A 15,210-nucleotide genomic window follows, 5' to 3' on the forward strand; every position below is an offset into this window, starting at 1 on the left:
AGAAACCGGATCAAGTGTGGGAGCTGGCTTGCCTGCGATAGCGGTGGGACATTCAGCATTGATGCCGATTGATACACCGCTATCGCAGGCAAGCCTGCTCCCACACTGACCGCATTCCTCCAGGGGCTATGCGGCGTCGCTGAAGTCGTAGTGCAGTTCGTTATCCCGGGCGCTGATCCGCACGCCTGCCAGCGCTTTGCCTTCGAGCATGCGGGTGAGGAACTCGCGGCTCATGTCCGGCAACAGGCTGTTGGTCAGGATGGTGTCGATCATCCGCCCGCCGCTTTCGGTTTCGGTGCAGCGGGAGACGATCAGGTCGATCACCGCGTCGTCGTAGTCGAAGGCCACTTTATGGGTGTTCTCCACGCGCTTTTTGATGCGGTTGAGTTGCAGGCGGGTAATGGCCTTGAGCATCTCGTCGCTGAGCGGGTAGTACGGAATGGTCACCAGGCGGCCCAGCAATGCCGGCGGGAAAATCTCCAGCAGCGGCTGGCGCAGGGCCTTGGCGATCGCTTCGGGTTCGGGCACGTTTTGCGGGTCTTTGCAGACCTGGGCAATCAACTCGGTGCCAGCGTTGGTGGTCAGCAGGATCAAGGTGTTCTTGAAGTCGATCACCCGTCCTTCGCCGTCCTCCATCACGCCTTTATCGAAGACCTGGAAGAAGATCTCGTGCACGTCCGGGTGGGCTTTTTCCACCTCATCCAGCAGCACCACGCTGTAGGGTTTGCGCCGCACGGCTTCGGTCAGCACGCCGCCTTCGCCATAGCCGATATAGCCCGGTGGCGCGCCCTTTAGGGTGGACACGGTGTGAGCTTCCTGGAATTCGCTCATGTTGATGGTGATGACGTTCTGCTCGCCGCCGTACATGGCTTCGGCCAGCGCCAGGGCGGTTTCGGTCTTGCCCACACCGGAGGTGCCGGCGAGCATGAACACGCCAATCGGTTTGCTCGGGTTGTCGAGGCCGGCGCGGGAGGTCTGGATGCGTTTGGCGATCATCTGCAAGGCGTGGTCCTGGCCGATGATGCGTTTCTTCAGGTGCAGGTCGAGGTTGAGCACAGTTTCCAGTTCGTTGCGGGCCATGCGGCCCACCGGAATACCCGTCCAGTCGGCGACCACCGAGGCCACGGCCTGGTAATCGACCGTCGGCAGAATCAGCGGGGTTTCGCCTTGCAGGGTGCTGAGGCGCTGTTGCAGGTCCACCAGTTTTTCGCGCAAGGCGTGGCTGGTCTCGCTGCCGTCCTCGCTGTCCACCACACCGACGCGCTCGCGCAGGGTGGCGCGGGTGGCGAGCAGTTCGTCCACCAGGGTTTTCTCTTCGGCCCAGCGACTTTCCAGCTCGGCGAGGCGTTCGCGTTCGGCACTCAGCAGGTTTTCGCTTTGGGTTTGGCGGGCGCCGATGACGATGCCGATGGCATGCTCGCGGGCGATGATTTGCAGTTCGGTTTCCAGCGCCTCGATGCGGCGACGGCTGTCATCCACTTCGGCCGGCACGGCGTGCAGGCTGATGGCGACCCGGGCGCAGGCGGTGTCCAGCAGGCTCACGGATTTGTCCGGCAACTGGCGCGCCGGGATGTAGCGATGGGAGAGCTTGACCGAGGCTTCCAGGGCTTCGTCGAGGATCTGCACCTGATGGTGTTTCTCCATGGTCGAGGCCACGCCGCGCATCATCAGCAGCGCCTTGTCTTCGGACGGCTCGGCGACTTGCACCACCTGGAAGCGGCGAGTCAGGGCCGGGTCTTTTTCGATGTGCTTCTTGTACTCGGCCCAAGTGGTGGCGGCCACGGTGCGCAACGTGCCCCGGGCCAGCGCCGGTTTGAGCAGATTGGCCGCATCCCCGGTGCCGGCGGCACCACCGGCACCGACCAGCGTGTGGGCTTCGTCGATAAACAGGATGATCGGTTTTGGCGAGGCCTGGACGTCTTCGATGACCTGGCGCAGGCGCTGTTCGAATTCACCTTTCATGCTCGCACCGGCCTGCAACAGGCCGACGTCGAGGCTGCGCAGTTCCACGTCCTTGAGCGCCGGAGGTACGTCACCGGCGACGATGCGCAGGGCAAAGCCTTCGACCACGGCGGTTTTACCGACGCCGGCTTCACCGGTCAGAATCGGGTTGTTCTGCCGACGGCGCATGAGGATGTCCACCAGTTGGCGGATTTCTTCGTCACGCCCGACAATCGGATCAAGCTTGCCGCTGCGGGCCTGCTCGGTGAGGTCGACGGTAAAGCGCTTGAGTGCTTCCTGCTTGCCCATGGCGCTGGGAGCCATGGCGCCGCTGGCTTCACCGGGCACGCTGCCTGCGTTGAAACCATCGCTGGCGCTGAGCGCATTTTCCGGCGAGTCACCGACGTATTCGTCAAAGCGCTCGCTCAGGGCCTCGACCTTGATCTTGTCAAATTCCGCCGACAGCCCCAGTAGCCCATGGCGCAGGCTCGGCGTCTTGAGGATGCCCAGCACCAGGTAACCGGTACGCACCTGGCTTTCGCCGAACATCAGGCTGCCGTAGACCCAGCCGCGCTCCACGGCTTCTTCCACATGGGAGGACAAGTCAGTGATGGACGTCGAGCCCCGTGGTAAACGGTCCAGGGCTTCGGTCAGGTCCCGGGCCAGGCGTGCCGGCTCGATATTGAACTGACGGATGATGCGGTGCAGGTCCGAGTCCTGCAATTGCAGCAACTGATGAAACCAGTGGGCCAGCTCCACATAAGGGTTACCGCGCAACTTGCAGAACACGGTGGCGGCTTCGATGGCTTTGTAGGCCACGCTGTTGAGTTTGCCGAATAACGCGGCGCGACTGATTTCACCCATGCTCATGGCTCCTTGAGATCTGTGAGGTGTTGGCCTGCTCGGCGTAGTGCCGGGCCAGTATTAAATCCTTGGCATCTTTTTCGGGTTGGCCCAGCCAGGTATTGAAACCCAGGCGGAACTGGCGATTGAGTTGCAACGCCGGTACGTCGGGCTGTTTCAGAATCAGGTTCAGATCCCAGTCCAGTTCATGGCCCAGGTATTCGGCCACCCAGGCCACCAGCTCATTGAAGGGTTGGCTACCGGGCAGCATGCCCATGTAGTCATCCAGCTTGAGTGGCCCCAGGCGAATGCGGAATTTGTGCTGGCGATCCCAGACGTAACGGCCCAGGCAAAAATCCACGCCCAATTGATGGGCGCTGACGCCCACGCGGCTGCGTTCCGGCAGCTGCAGCCATTGGCCGACGTACTCTTCGATCTCCACCGGCAGGCCGAAGTACTCGCTGAGAATGGCCTTCAAACCGTCCGGGTAGCGGGTTTGTGCCGACAGATGACCGCTGTAATGCAACTTCGCCGTGTCGGGGATCAGCCCTTGTTTGAGCAGGCTCGGCATGCCCCGGCCGCTCAGTGCTGCCAGGCGTGCCGACCAGTAGTCATCGTCCGGGCGATCATGGCTGACCGTCGGCCGCGCTTCGGCCCAGGCCCGGTAAAACAGGCTCAGCAGGCGGTGATGGAACACATCCAGGAAGCGTTTACTGGTGCTGTCGGCGTTGTTGCGCTGGCGTTCGCGCACATATTCGGTGAGGTGCAGCGGCAATGGGCCGTTGGGGCCGCCGAGGCCGAAAAAGAACTGCTCCAGGCGCGCCGGCGCACCGTCGACGCCCGGCTGTACCGAAGCCAGGGTCGCCGGGGCGAAGGTGCAATCGGCCTGTTGCCCAAGGCGCAGTGGATCATCGGCCAGGCGCAACGAATGGCCCAGGCGCGGCAGTTCAGGTGATTCGCACTCGATGCGCCGCAACGCCTGGAAGAAGTCGTATTCCCAGGGCTCCTGGTGCATCGCATCCAGAGTACTCACAGGGTCGGACGGCGTCCGGGCTTGGCTTTCCATCGCATGATCTCGCCGCGTTCGGTGGTACGGATCACCGTCTCGGTAAAACTGTTGATCGACACGTAGCGTGCCAGGAAGCGCTCGAACACGGCACCGAGCAAGAAGACTCCAGTGCCGCGAAACGCGTTTTCATCGAATTCCAGGGTGATCTCCAGGCCACGACCAAACACGATCGGGCCCGGCATTGGCAAGCGTCGGGTGCAGGCCTTGCTGCTGACTTCGCGCAGGCCTTCGATCTGCAATTGCAACGCCGCATCGTTGCTGTCGCCATACAGGCGCAGCAGTTCGCGCAGGGCGGCGGCGCCCTGGCCTTGCTCGCTGAGGGACAAGTAATTGAGCGACAGCTGGCTGATCAGCCGCCACGCCTTGGCGTCATGGGCATGACTGGCGCGTGGGCGGCTCGGGCCTGCCACGCAGCGCACCGCCGCTACCGGTGCGCTGTCGGCCAGGGTGAAGTCGGTCTTGCTATTGCCCACGCTCATGAACAGCGGCAGGTCGCGGTTGGTGCACAACGCCGTTACGCCCAGTTGGCGCAGGTCGTGGCGATAAGGCGCCTGCTGGCTGTCCACCAGACTGACGAAGGTTTCGCTGCCGATGTAAGTCGAACGCGGGCCGTTGCGCCGCTGGCCGCTGGACAGCACGCGGGGTTCGCGCCGCACCGTGTACCAGGCTTGATCGCGGCCATAACGAGACGGATCGCGTACCGCATAGAACGGCAAAAAAGGCTGCTCCGACCCGGTGCCGTGGCCGGTGAGGGTGGTCAGGGAATGAATCTCGAAATCCATCGGCCGGGTGCGGTCGGCGATCACATGGTGTTCATTGACCCGTTCCGACAAGTGGATGCGATCCAGGCGTTTGGGAAACAAGTTGATGGCCGGGGTGCAGAACGGCAGGAACTGCGCGGCTCCGACGCTGCCTTCCAGGCTCGGATCGTGACGGTCGAACAGCACGATCAATTCCAGTGTCTGGCCGTCGCAGCGTTTGACCGCCCGGCTCAATTGGGTGAAGTCGACAAACAGAAAGCGGTGGGGCAGGGCGAAGTATTCCTGCAACAGGCGATAGCCCTGGAAGGCCCGCGAGACCACTGGTAGCGCGGCGTCGGTGTCATCGAATCCCACGGAACGCAGCGCGTCCTGCGGCAGGCGTTCCACCCAATCACCGCCGGGCTGACGGGCGAACACGGCGCAGACGTTGCCCAGCAGCTGTTCGTAGAGGCGGAAGGGTTGTTCGTCTGCACCGCTGAGGTACAGCGGCAGGTTGTCCAGGGCCAGACTGTTGAACGGTAGTTCGGCGCCGGTGCGCAGGGTCAGGCGAAGACCGGCCTTGGCCTTGGGTTCGCTGGCGGCCATGCGCCCGAGCACGGCGGACGGGTTGCCGAAATACTCGGCCTGGCTGACCTGCAACGGCCACAACGTCACCGCGTGGGCGGTGCGGTACTCGCAGCAGGTTTGGGTTTCGCGACCCAGGGCGGCACGCAGAACCGTGTCCCGGGGCAGCGGGAAGCCGCTGCTCAGCGAGCCTTCATCAGGGTCGGCCTGCAATTGCACCACGGTCATCGACGGTGTTGGCGCCAGGTAATGGGGGTACGCGATTTCCAGCAGGTTATGAGTGAAGGTCGGGTATTCGGCATCGAGTTTGAGCTGTACCCGCGCCGTCAGGTAGGCGAACCCTTCCAGCAAGCGCTCGACGTACGGGTCGGCGCAGTCCATGCCGGACAACGTCAGCCGACTGGCGATTTTCGGGTATTCCTGAGCGAACTCCGCCGCGCTTTCGCGCACGTGGTGCAATTCCTGGTTGTACAGTTCCAGCAGGCGCGGGTTCATGAGCGTCTCCGCTGATCGGCGTTGATCACTCGCACATGGCCGGATTCCAGGTCCAGGTCGGTTTGCAGCATCAGGCGCAGCGGCACTGGCTGGGCCCAGAGATCGCCTTCGATCTCGAAACTCAGGGCGTTGTGGTTCATCTCGGCGGATGCCCGGGCCCGCACGCGCAACGTGTTACGCAGAATCCGCGGTTCGAACGTGGCGATAGCCTGGTGGATCAGCGCTTCAAGCGCCGCGATATCGACGTTCGACGCACTGTTGCCGGCCAGGGCCGGCAGCCCGAAGTTGACCACCGACGTGCCGGCCGGGGGTGTGCAACGTCGCATCGGCGCTGAGCAATGAAGTGGTGTTGAGCAGCCACGCCAAATCACGCAGCACCGAGGCTTTCAGTTGGGTCAGGGATAGCACGCGCTTGTCGGCGCTTTCCTTCAGGTTGCTCGGGTCGTCGTCGGTCAACCGGTCCAGCAGGGACGGTTGCAGGCGATCGCGGGTGGCGATTTCGGTTACCACGTAAATGGCCCCACATACATTTTTTTGGTCCCCGCCCGAGCCGCAGGAGGCATAGTTACTCGCGGCGCCCGCTTCCAGGGCCCCGTTGATTTGGCGTATAGCCTGCATTTTGCTGAGGCAGTCGCGACTAGGCGCTGGCATGTGCTCGCTACGCCAGACCGCGAATATCGGAATGTCGTTGAAGGTCTCTACACGCAGCCTTTGCGGTTTATCCAAACTGAAGCTGCAAGGCCATTCCATGTCCAGCCTCATACGAGTCTGGTCGGGTTTGACCAGTGTGCATCGGCCCTGATCGTCAACCAATCTGAGTTGTTGCCCGACGAAGACTGCCTGGGTGGCCGTCGGTTCAGCATGTTGGGCCCATGCGCCCAGGCTGATGAAATTCATCGCCAGGCACACGGTGAGCAGATGCTTTTTCATTGATAAACGAAGACCTGACCCCGACTCGGGCACCGAGCAGGAAAGGACTGGATTGGAGCAAGCAGTAAACGCCATCGGCGCATTCAACCGGGCCGGGAGGGACGGTTGCAGGCGATCGCGGATGGCGATTTCGGTTACCACCGGAATAGTGCCGTAAACATTTTCTGGTCTTGCTGGCCGAGCCCGCACATGGCACTGGGGTTGACCGACGAGGCTTCCAGAACGCCGTTGATTTTGCGTACGGCTTGGGATTTTGTATCGCAGTCCCGACTAGGCGATGGTTCGGGGACGCTCCGCTCGACCAGGAAAATCGGGACGTCTCTGAACATTTCTACCCGCAATTCACCCTTTGGGTTCAGGTTGAAATAGCACGGCCATTCCATACCCAACACCAAATGAGTCTGATCAGGTTTGAGGATGGCGCATTGACCGTTCTGGTCGACTAGCTTAAGTAGCTGGCCGGCGAACGTTCCTTGAGTGCGAGCGGGCGCGTCGAGTTGGTCTGGATCGGTTTCAGCGCAGGCATTCAAACTGATCAGCAGGCCGCACAGGAGTGTCGCTCGGAGCATTGGCCCTATCATGTCAACTCCCAGAACCAGACCTGTCTGGAAAGGAAATCACCATCAAAGAAGCCTTTGGTTCGGCCACGATTCCATAGATCGATGTGGTCGCCTGAGCGCTCGCTTTCAGGCTCGTTTGCACGGCTAAAGCAATCCTTGAAAAAGATGATTCCGGTCTTCTGGCTGAGTTTCAGACGATCGGCTGCGCTACCACTCAAAATGGTCGGACGCCCCAAATGATGCCGCCACAGCCAGTTCGCCAGAGACTCGGCGCCACGGGCATGGTCATGCTTGCATTTGGGATCGGTGTAGGTCGATTTGTTGACCTTGATGGTCAGCTCGCCATTCAACGCGACACTCATACGAATCGCGCACTGGTTGCCCCAGGGCTGGTCGCATGGATCCTTGACGGTGGGATAGCTGCTCCACAAATTAATAAACGAAGGCTTGGCCATGACTCAGACACCGGATGGGAAAGGATTGGATTCGAGCAAGCACCAAAATGCCCCCGACGCATAACGACGGGGGCACGTTCGATTACACCTTGACGTTCTGGCGGATGTTCCAGCCGAACTTGACCGGTCCGCCTTCCTTGGTGCCATCGGCTTTTTGCGGCTGGTAGTCCACCAGCACCTTGGCGAAGTTCAGGGTGAGGTTTTCGGTCAGGCGATCATCGCTGCCCGAGCCGCCGGTGCTCAGGGAAGTGACCAGCACTTCTTCCAGGTTGATGATCATGTACTCGACCTGGCTTTCGCCGCCGGCCTTGCGCACGGTCAGCTTGACCTTGTCGATGTGCTTGCCGCTGGCGCAGTGCATCATCAGGTTCGGTGAGGCCTTGTCGACGTATTTGGTCAGCGACAGGTCCTGGATATTCACCTTGCCGGCACCGCCGCCGCTGCCCACGTGCATGTTGCCGGACTGAGACATGCCCCAGCTCCAGTTCAAGACGTCGATTTCGTCCTTGTGGGCCTTGTCCATGGACTCGCCCTTGATGTCGCCGATCTTGATGAAAATATCAACAGCCATGTTTTCTCCCTGTGTGGTCTCTACCACATTGTGTTTTTGCTGATCGTTCCCACGCTCTGCGTGGTAACGCATCGGGTGACGCTCTGCGTCACTGGGACGCGGAGCGTCCCGGGCGGCATTCCCACGCAGAGCGTGGGAACGATCACATCAAGGGCGTTTTTATGCGCCTTTGGCCGAAGGCAGCTTGGATACCAGACGCAGCGACACGGTCAGCCCTTCGAGCTGATAGTGCGGGCGCAGGTAGAACCTGGAGTTGTAGTACCCCGGGTTGCCTTCCACGTCCTCGACGATCACTTCGGCCGCCGCCAATGGGTGCTGGGCCTTGGTGGTTTCGGTGGAGTGCGCCGGGTCACCGTCGACGTAGTTGAGGATCCAGTCCTGCAACCAGCGCTGCATTTCGTCCTTCTCTTTGAAGGAGCCGATCTTGTCGCGCACGATGCACTTCAAGTAATGAGCGAAACGGCAGGTAGCGAACAGGTACGGCAGGCGCGCAGCCAGGTTGGCGTTGGCGGTGGCGTCCGGGTCGTCGTACTCGGCCGGTTTCTGCAACGACTGGGCGCCGATGAACGCGGCGAAGTCGGTGTTTTTCTTGTGCAGCAGCGGCATGAAACCGTTCTTCGCCAGTTCCGCTTCGCGGCGGTCCGAAATGGCGATTTCGGTTGGGCACTTCATGTCCACGCCACCATCGTCAGTCGGGAAGGTGTGCGCCGGCAGGTTTTCCACTTCACCGCCAGACTCCACGCCACGAATGCGCGAGCACCAGCCGAAGTGTTTGAACGAACGGTTGATGTTCACCGCCATCGCGTAAGCAGCGTTGGCCCACGTGTACTTGGAACTGTCGGCACCGTCGGTGCTTTCTTCGAAGGCGAAGGCCTCCACCGGATCGGTCTTGGCGCCATATGGCAGACGCGCGAGGAAGCGCGGCATGGTCAGGCCGATGTAGCGCGAGTCTTCCGATTCGCGCAGAGAGCGCCAGCCGGCGTATTCCGGGGTGGTGAAGATTTTGGTCAGATCGCGCGGGTTCGACAGTTCCTGCCACGAGCCCATCCCCATCACGGTCGGCGATGCGGCGGCGATGAACGGCGAGTGCATGGCGGCGCAGACTTTCGACAACTCGCCCAGCAACTCGACATCCGGCGGCGACTGGTCGAAGTAGTAATCGCCCACGAGGCAACCGTAAGGTTCGCCGCCGAACTGGCCGTATTCTTCTTCGTACATCTTCTTGAAGATCGGGCTCTGGTCCCATGCGGTGCCCTTGAATTTCTTCAGGGTCTTGTGCAGGTCGGTCTTGGAGATGTTGAGCACGCGAATCTTCAGTTGCTCATCGCTCTCGGTGTTGTTGACCAGGTAGTGCAGGCCACGCCAGGCACTTTCCAGTTGCTGGAAGTCCGGGTGATGGATGACCTGATTGACCTGAGCGGTGAGCTTGGCGTCGATGGCGGCGATGATTGATTCGATCGACTTGATGGCGTCGTTGGACACCAGGTCGGTCTGCGCCAGAGCCTGTTCGGCCAGGGTGCGCACGGCGGTCTCGACGGCTTCGCGAGCACGTTCGGTCTTGGGTTTGAATTCTTGCAGCAGCAGGGAGGCGAACTCGCTGGCTTCTTCGATGGTGCCCAGTGTCTGAGCGTCTGCACGTACTGAATCGGTCATGATCATTCGTCCTGATTAAGCCTGAGGCTCGGCTGGCTTCGGCGCACTGGCAAGCGCCTGGAGCAGCGCCGGATCCTTGATGGCCTTCATGATGATTTCTTCGGCACCGGTCTTGCCGTCCATGTAGGTCAGCAGGTTGGCCAGTTGGGTGCGCGCTTCGAGCAACTTGTTCAGCGAGTCGACCTTGCGCGCCACGGCGGCCGGGCTGAAGTCGTCCATGCTTTCAAAAGTGATGTCCAGACTCAGGTTGCCTTCGCCGGTCAGCTCGTTGGGCACGTGGAACGCGACGCGTGGCTGCATGGCCTTGAGGCGCGAGTCGAAGTTGTCGACATCCACTTCGAGGAACTTGCGATCGGCCACAGGCGCCAGAGGCTCGGCGGGCTTGCCGGCGAGGTCCGCCATCACGCCCATGACGAAGGGCAGCTGGACTTTTTTCTCGGCGCCGTAGAGTTCGACGTCGTACTCGATCTGCACTCGAGGCGCGCGGTTGCGCGCGATGAATTTCTGAGAACTTTGCTTCGCCACGTTGCTGCTCCTGGTCGCTCAAGCGACGGTGTTGGCGTCATCGGCGGTACCGGTGACGTGACTGCGTGATCCGTTCGCTTTTATTCGCCGTCTGGTCCGCGCAGGTTTTCAAATTGGCTCATGCCGTCGGGAATCAGGTTGCGCACGATGGCCGCAAAGTCGGCGTGCACCAAATTCTTCGCCCGGTTCAACAGCACCGGCAGCGGGCTGGAGGGCTCATGACGGGTGTAGTACGCAAGAATCCGGTCCAGGCTGCGCAACACGTCGTCGCGGTTGTTGATTTCGCCAGTGCTGCGCGGTGTGCTCGGCGCGGTGGAGTGTTCAACCGGCGCGGCACTGTCGTCGCTGATGGAATCGGGCAGGGGGCTGTCGCCGCTCTGCGGGGCGAACTGGCCGAGAATCTGCAAGGCCATTTTGAGCGGTTGCTTCAACGGACCAAGGTCAACGCCCTGGGCGGAACCGACGTGTTCGCTGATCTGTTGCTCGATGGCCTCGGCGACGCTACGAGCCTCATGCAACGCTGCGCGGGTAATTTCCAACTGTTCGGGATCGCTATCCAGGAACGCCCCGGCGAGCTGCTCGGCGCCGAGGTTTTCGTCAGGGAAGCTTTGCAGGCCGCTGGCATTGGCGGCGGCGCGCAGGCTGACAGCGCCAAAGGTTCGCGAACGGGCCAGGATGCTTTCGCGCAGCAGGCGAATGGTGGCATCGGATGTCAGGCCGGCGAGGGCATTGATGCGCACGGTGGGGTCGTTGTCGTCTTCGGCATCCAGGCGTGGATGCAGGTCGGCCCAGTATTGCTTGAGCAATTCGCTGATCAGTGTCAGGACGCGGGCCAGGCCGGTGACGCCTTCGAGGGCAAGCGAGCTTTGCAAAAGGAAATGGGTGATACGCAGGTCTTTGCTGCGCTGCAACAAATCCAGACTTTGCTGCTGGATGCTGCGCCATTCGGGGGGGGCGGCAGGCAATATCGAATCGCCCATGCTGCGCTCGGGCTGGCCCAGGGAATCGCGTTCCAGGCGCAAAAAATCCGCGTCATATTCCAGATCTTCGCCACAAGGCGAAGTCGCGGAAACGGCGGCGAGCAACAAAGGCACTTCCACTGAATTTGATCTCCCTATCGCCCGACTTATCAGAGTCGGGCAGTTCACATGTTAGTTCCAGGTGGAACTTCACATGCTTCCTTGAGTGTAATAGCCCTTTGGATGCGCAATGATCTTAAAGTGCCATCATCTATATTCAAGAAGTTATGCATTTTTGGTGTAGTACTTATGGCTTGTCAAGGTAAGCTATTTCCTCTGTGTGACAGATGTGAGGTGCTTAACAACCTGCGCGACTGATTGGTCGAGGCGAGCACTGATGCAGGTTTTTTGTCACGCAAGCCGGTTAAGATCAGCAATCATGCTGGTAAAAAGCCGTTTTCGAGGTTGTTTGCAAGGTAGTCGGAACGAATCTAACGGGAGTAAATCCCGATTCGCCCGCGCGCAAAGTGTTCAGCAAGGAGGCAAGATGTCGCTGTGTTTGACTATCACTAGTTATCACAAAATTACCCCTGGCCAGTGCCCTGAGAAATCCATGGATCAGGGCGTGATGGCAATAGGCCGTAATTCTGATAATGACTGGGTATTACCCGATCCAGAGCGCTTGGTTTCCGGAAAACATTGCGTTATTCAATATAAAGATGGCCGGTATTACTTAACTGATAACAGCACTAACGGTGTGGAATTGGTCAAGGCCGGTCTTCGTCTGCGCAAGGGCAACAGCGAGCCGTTGCAAGATGGCGAAGTTATCCGCATCGGTGATTATGAAATCCAGGCGCGTATCGATTTCAGTCTGCCGGTGACTGACGGCAACCCTTTCGCCGATTCGTCCAGCAGCTTCGAGGCCCTGATGGGGCGTCAGGGCGCCGTCGTGAATACGCCGACGTCGTTGCCCGTGACACCACCTGCACATTTTCAGGGCGTATCGGCCATGGACACGATGCCGGACCTGTTCGACTTTCTGACACCGACCAGCGTCCCGCCGGCCACCCAGCCCGACCATGTCCCGGCCGAGCAACACGACTTCCGCCCACCGACTCCGATCCCCAACCCAACGCCCGTGGCCACGCCTGCGCCGCTGGCGTCGGCCCCGGTGATTCCGGAAGATTGGGACCTGTTCAGCGACAAGCCTGCGCCGGTGATTGTCGCCGCCCTGCCCGTTGCAGAGGTTGCGCCGCCGCCCGTACCTCACATCAGCGCACCGATCGAACCGGCACCCCTACGCGAACCGCCCGTGGCCATCGTCGAACGCCCGGTCACCCCGGCCGACAATTCTCAACCCGACCTGTTGCAAGCCTTTCTGCGCGGTGCCGGGCTGGATCAGTTGCGCCTGGACAAGGCCCAGGCCGAAGCACAAATGGAAAGCATCGGCCGCAGTTATCGGCTGATGGTCGAAGGCCTGATCGATGTCTTGCGCGCCCGTAGCAGCCTCAAGGGCGAGTTCCGCATTCAGCAAACGATGATTCAGCCGGTGGAAAACAATCCGCTGAAATTCGCTCCCAACGTCGATGAAGCATTGCTGTTGCTGTTGCGCCACAGCAATCAGGCGTTCATGGCGCCGGACCTGGCGGTACGTGACAGTTTCGATGACTTGCGTGCCCACCAATTGGCGGTGATGGCCGGCGTGGAAGCTGCGATCAAGCACCTGCTGGCGCGCTTCGAGCCGGCGCAACTGGAAGAGCGCATGGGCAAGCCCGGTGGCCTGTCGAGCATTTTCAATGGCTCGCGACAGGCCCAGTACTGGCAGCAGTTCACCGAGCTCTACAGCAATATTTCCCGCGAGGCCCAAGAGGATTTCCAGGACCTGTTCGGTCGGGAGTTCAGCCGCGCCTACGAAGAACACAGTACAAGGCAGCGCCGCGGCTGAGCATCGCATCGCATAGCGCCATTCATAGCAAAGAACGGAACAACGGATAGCTGAAACGTCATTGAGGACGCAGGATGATTCCCAGGTTTTTACTCGCAGTTGCCACCGCGCTTCTGCTGACCGCATGTGCCAAGGATGCGGCAAAACCCCAGCCCGAAGAGACTGAGGCCGAGGCCGACACGGCCGCCGTCGAGTTGCACTTTCACGCCATTGCCGGGCTCAACCCCGGCGCCACTGGCCAGCCAGCCCCGGTCCGGGTGCGTATTTTCGAATTGAAAAATGCCGCCACCTTCGGCCGTTCCGATTATTTCGCACTGGCCGAACGGGCCCAGGCGACGCTCGGCGCAGACCTGATCGACCAGGACGAAGTGCTGATCCAGCCCGGCCAGCAGTTGAGCCTGCAGCGCGACCTCGACCCGGCCACCCGCCATATCGGCGTACTGGTGGGGTATCGCGAGCTGGATCAGTCGTTGTGGCGCGCAGTGATGAATGTCCCGCCGCGCCAATACACCGAATACCAGATCAGCCTCGATGTGCGAGCCGTGCGCAGCGCCGTCGTGGTTTCCCCATCCAGCCCTGCCCAATAAGCAATCGGAGCTCCCCATGTCCTGGAACAATCGTGTGGTCTGGTCGGAAGGCATGTTCATTGGAACGCAGCACTTCCAGCAGCATGACCGTTACCTGGAGAACCTCATCGACGCCCGGAGCCGCCCGTTGTCGGCCGGCGCCTGGGGTTTCTCCGAATTGCTGATCGACCAGGGCCTGTTGGCCCAGGGCAAACTGGCAATCATCTCGGCACGGGGCCTGTTGCCGGACGGCACGCCATTCAATATTCCCCAGGATGACCTGGCGCCTAGCCCGCTGAATGTCGATGACAACCTGCGCGATGGCTTGGTGTACCTGGCCTTGCCGCTCAAGCGCGCCGGTGCGCGGGATACCGTTGACGAAGGCGAAGTCCTGGGCGCTGCGCGCTACGTGAGCCAGGTGCGCGAAGTGCGGGACGACAACGCGCCGTTCGAAAATCAGGCCCCGGTGGCCGTGGGGTCGAGGGCGCTGCGATTATTGGTTGCCCAGGATGGCATCAGCGACTACGCCGCCATCGGCCTGGTACGAATCAAGGAGAAACGCGCCGACCGTGCCTTGGTGCTCGACGACACTTACATTCCGCCGCTGCTGGATGTGGTCGCCTCCACCCCCTTGGCCGCGTTCCGCAGCGAACTGCTGGGCCTGCTGCATCAGCGCGGTGAAGCCCTCGCCGGGCGCGTGGTGGCATCCGGTGCCGGCGGTGCCTCGGAAATTGCCGATTTCATGTTGCTGCAACTGGTCAATCGTGCCCAGCCGTTGATCCAGCACTTGAGCCAGTTGAGCCCGTTGCACCCCGAGCGGTTCTACAGCGAGTTGGTGAGTCTGGCTGGCGAGTTCTCGACCTTTACCGCTTCCGGGCGGCGCCCCCAGGAATACCCGCAATACCAACACGATGACTTGGCGCTGAGTTTCGCGCCGGTGATGCAAGCCCTGCGTGAGGCGCTATCGATGCTGATCGACAGCAAGGCCACGCCGATTCCGATTGTCGAAAAAGCCTACGGCGTCCATGTGGCGATGCTGGCCGACAAGTCCCTGCTCGACAGCGCCAGCTTCATCCTGGTGGTGCGCGCCGACGTACCCGCCGAAACCCTGCGCAGCCACTTCGGCCAACAGAGCAAGGTCGGCTCGGTGGAGCACATCCGCAACCTGGTCAACCTGCAATTACCGGGCATTGGCCTGCTGCCGCTGCCGGTGGCGCCACGGCAGATCCCGTATCACGCCGGCTCCACTTATTACGAACTGGACCGGGGCAGCGAGCATTGGCAACAACTGGCCAACTCCGGCGGTTTTGCGTTCTACATCGCGGGGCAATTCCCGGGGCTGAACCTGGCTTTCTGGGCGATCCGAGGATAAA

General features: G+C 61.1%; 12 protein-coding genes and 1 pseudogene. 3 read left to right on the forward strand and 10 right to left on the reverse strand.

Going from position 1 to position 15,210, the window contains the following annotated elements:
* Positions 1–126 precede the first annotated feature (126 nt).
* The 10 genes and pseudogenes from tssH to tssA all read right to left on the reverse strand — a co-directional run bounded on the left by tssH (position 127) and on the right by tssA (position 11,467).
* The gene (gene tssH / locus PSH65_RS00495; protein ID WP_305424462.1) at positions 127–2,805 is read right to left on the reverse strand and encodes a type VI secretion system ATPase TssH; all 2,679 of its coding nucleotides are present in this window, start codon (positions 2,803–2,805) and stop codon (positions 127–129) included.
* On the reverse strand, positions 2,798–3,850 hold the full coding sequence (tssG, locus tag PSH65_RS00500) for a type VI secretion system baseplate subunit TssG (protein ID WP_305424463.1): 1,053 nt from the start codon (positions 3,848–3,850) through the stop codon (positions 2,798–2,800). The genes tssH and tssG overlap by 8 nt, the downstream gene beginning before the upstream one ends.
* The gene (tssF, locus tag PSH65_RS00505) at positions 3,814–5,673 is read right to left on the reverse strand and encodes a type VI secretion system baseplate subunit TssF (RefSeq protein ID WP_305424464.1); all 1,860 of its coding nucleotides are present in this window, start codon (positions 5,671–5,673) and stop codon (positions 3,814–3,816) included. The genes tssG and tssF overlap by 37 nt, the downstream gene beginning before the upstream one ends.
* Positions 5,670–6,183 (reverse strand): annotated as a pseudogene (tssE, locus tag PSH65_RS00510) (type VI secretion system baseplate subunit TssE). Before tssE ends, tssF begins: the two are co-directional and overlap by 4 nt.
* A 554-nt stretch (positions 6,184–6,737) precedes the next feature.
* Positions 6,738–7,172: a hypothetical protein gene (locus tag PSH65_RS00515; RefSeq protein ID WP_305424465.1), complete on the reverse strand. Its 435-nt coding sequence runs from the start codon at positions 7,170–7,172 to the stop codon at positions 6,738–6,740.
* A gap of 8 nt (positions 7,173–7,180) precedes the next feature.
* The gene (locus PSH65_RS00520) at positions 7,181–7,618 is read right to left on the reverse strand and encodes a type VI secretion system amidase effector protein Tae4 (RefSeq protein ID WP_123500799.1); all 438 of its coding nucleotides are present in this window, start codon (positions 7,616–7,618) and stop codon (positions 7,181–7,183) included.
* An 82-nt stretch (positions 7,619–7,700) separates the two neighbouring features.
* The gene (locus PSH65_RS00525) at positions 7,701–8,189 is read right to left on the reverse strand and encodes a type VI secretion system tube protein Hcp (RefSeq protein WP_007894494.1); all 489 of its coding nucleotides are present in this window, start codon (positions 8,187–8,189) and stop codon (positions 7,701–7,703) included.
* 159 nt (positions 8,190–8,348) lie between these two features.
* Positions 8,349–9,842: a type VI secretion system contractile sheath large subunit gene (tssC, locus tag PSH65_RS00530; protein ID WP_305424466.1), complete on the reverse strand. Its 1,494-nt coding sequence runs from the start codon at positions 9,840–9,842 to the stop codon at positions 8,349–8,351.
* Between the two features lie 15 nt (positions 9,843–9,857).
* Positions 9,858–10,367 carry a type VI secretion system contractile sheath small subunit gene (tssB, locus tag PSH65_RS00535; protein WP_007894500.1) on the reverse strand — a complete coding sequence of 170 codons (510 nt, stop codon included), beginning with the start codon at positions 10,365–10,367 and terminating at the stop codon, positions 9,858–9,860.
* Between the two features lie 80 nt (positions 10,368–10,447).
* Entirely contained in the window at positions 10,448–11,467 is a 1,020-nt protein-coding gene (gene tssA / locus PSH65_RS00540) for a type VI secretion system protein TssA (RefSeq protein ID WP_305424467.1), read from the reverse strand.
* Positions 11,468–11,873: 406 nt separating this feature from the next.
* Between tssA and tagH the strand changes: the two genes are divergently transcribed.
* The 3 genes from tagH (at position 11,874) to tssK (ending at position 15,209) form a co-directional block, all read left to right on the forward strand.
* A complete protein-coding gene (gene tagH, locus PSH65_RS00545) occupies positions 11,874–13,271 on the forward strand; it encodes a type VI secretion system-associated FHA domain protein TagH (protein WP_305424468.1) in 1,398 nt (465 codons plus the stop codon).
* A gap of 74 nt (positions 13,272–13,345) precedes the next feature.
* On the forward strand, positions 13,346–13,858 hold the full coding sequence (tssJ, locus tag PSH65_RS00550; protein ID WP_305424469.1) for a type VI secretion system lipoprotein TssJ: 513 nt from the start codon (positions 13,346–13,348) through the stop codon (positions 13,856–13,858).
* 16 nt (positions 13,859–13,874) lie between these two features.
* The gene (tssK, locus tag PSH65_RS00555) at positions 13,875–15,209 is read left to right on the forward strand and encodes a type VI secretion system baseplate subunit TssK (protein WP_305424470.1); all 1,335 of its coding nucleotides are present in this window, start codon (positions 13,875–13,877) and stop codon (positions 15,207–15,209) included.
* Position 15,210 lies beyond the last annotated feature (1 nt).

The organism is Pseudomonas sp. FP603, from assembly GCF_030687415.1.
Lineage (GTDB): Bacteria > Pseudomonadota > Gammaproteobacteria > Pseudomonadales > Pseudomonadaceae > Aquipseudomonas > Aquipseudomonas wuhanensis.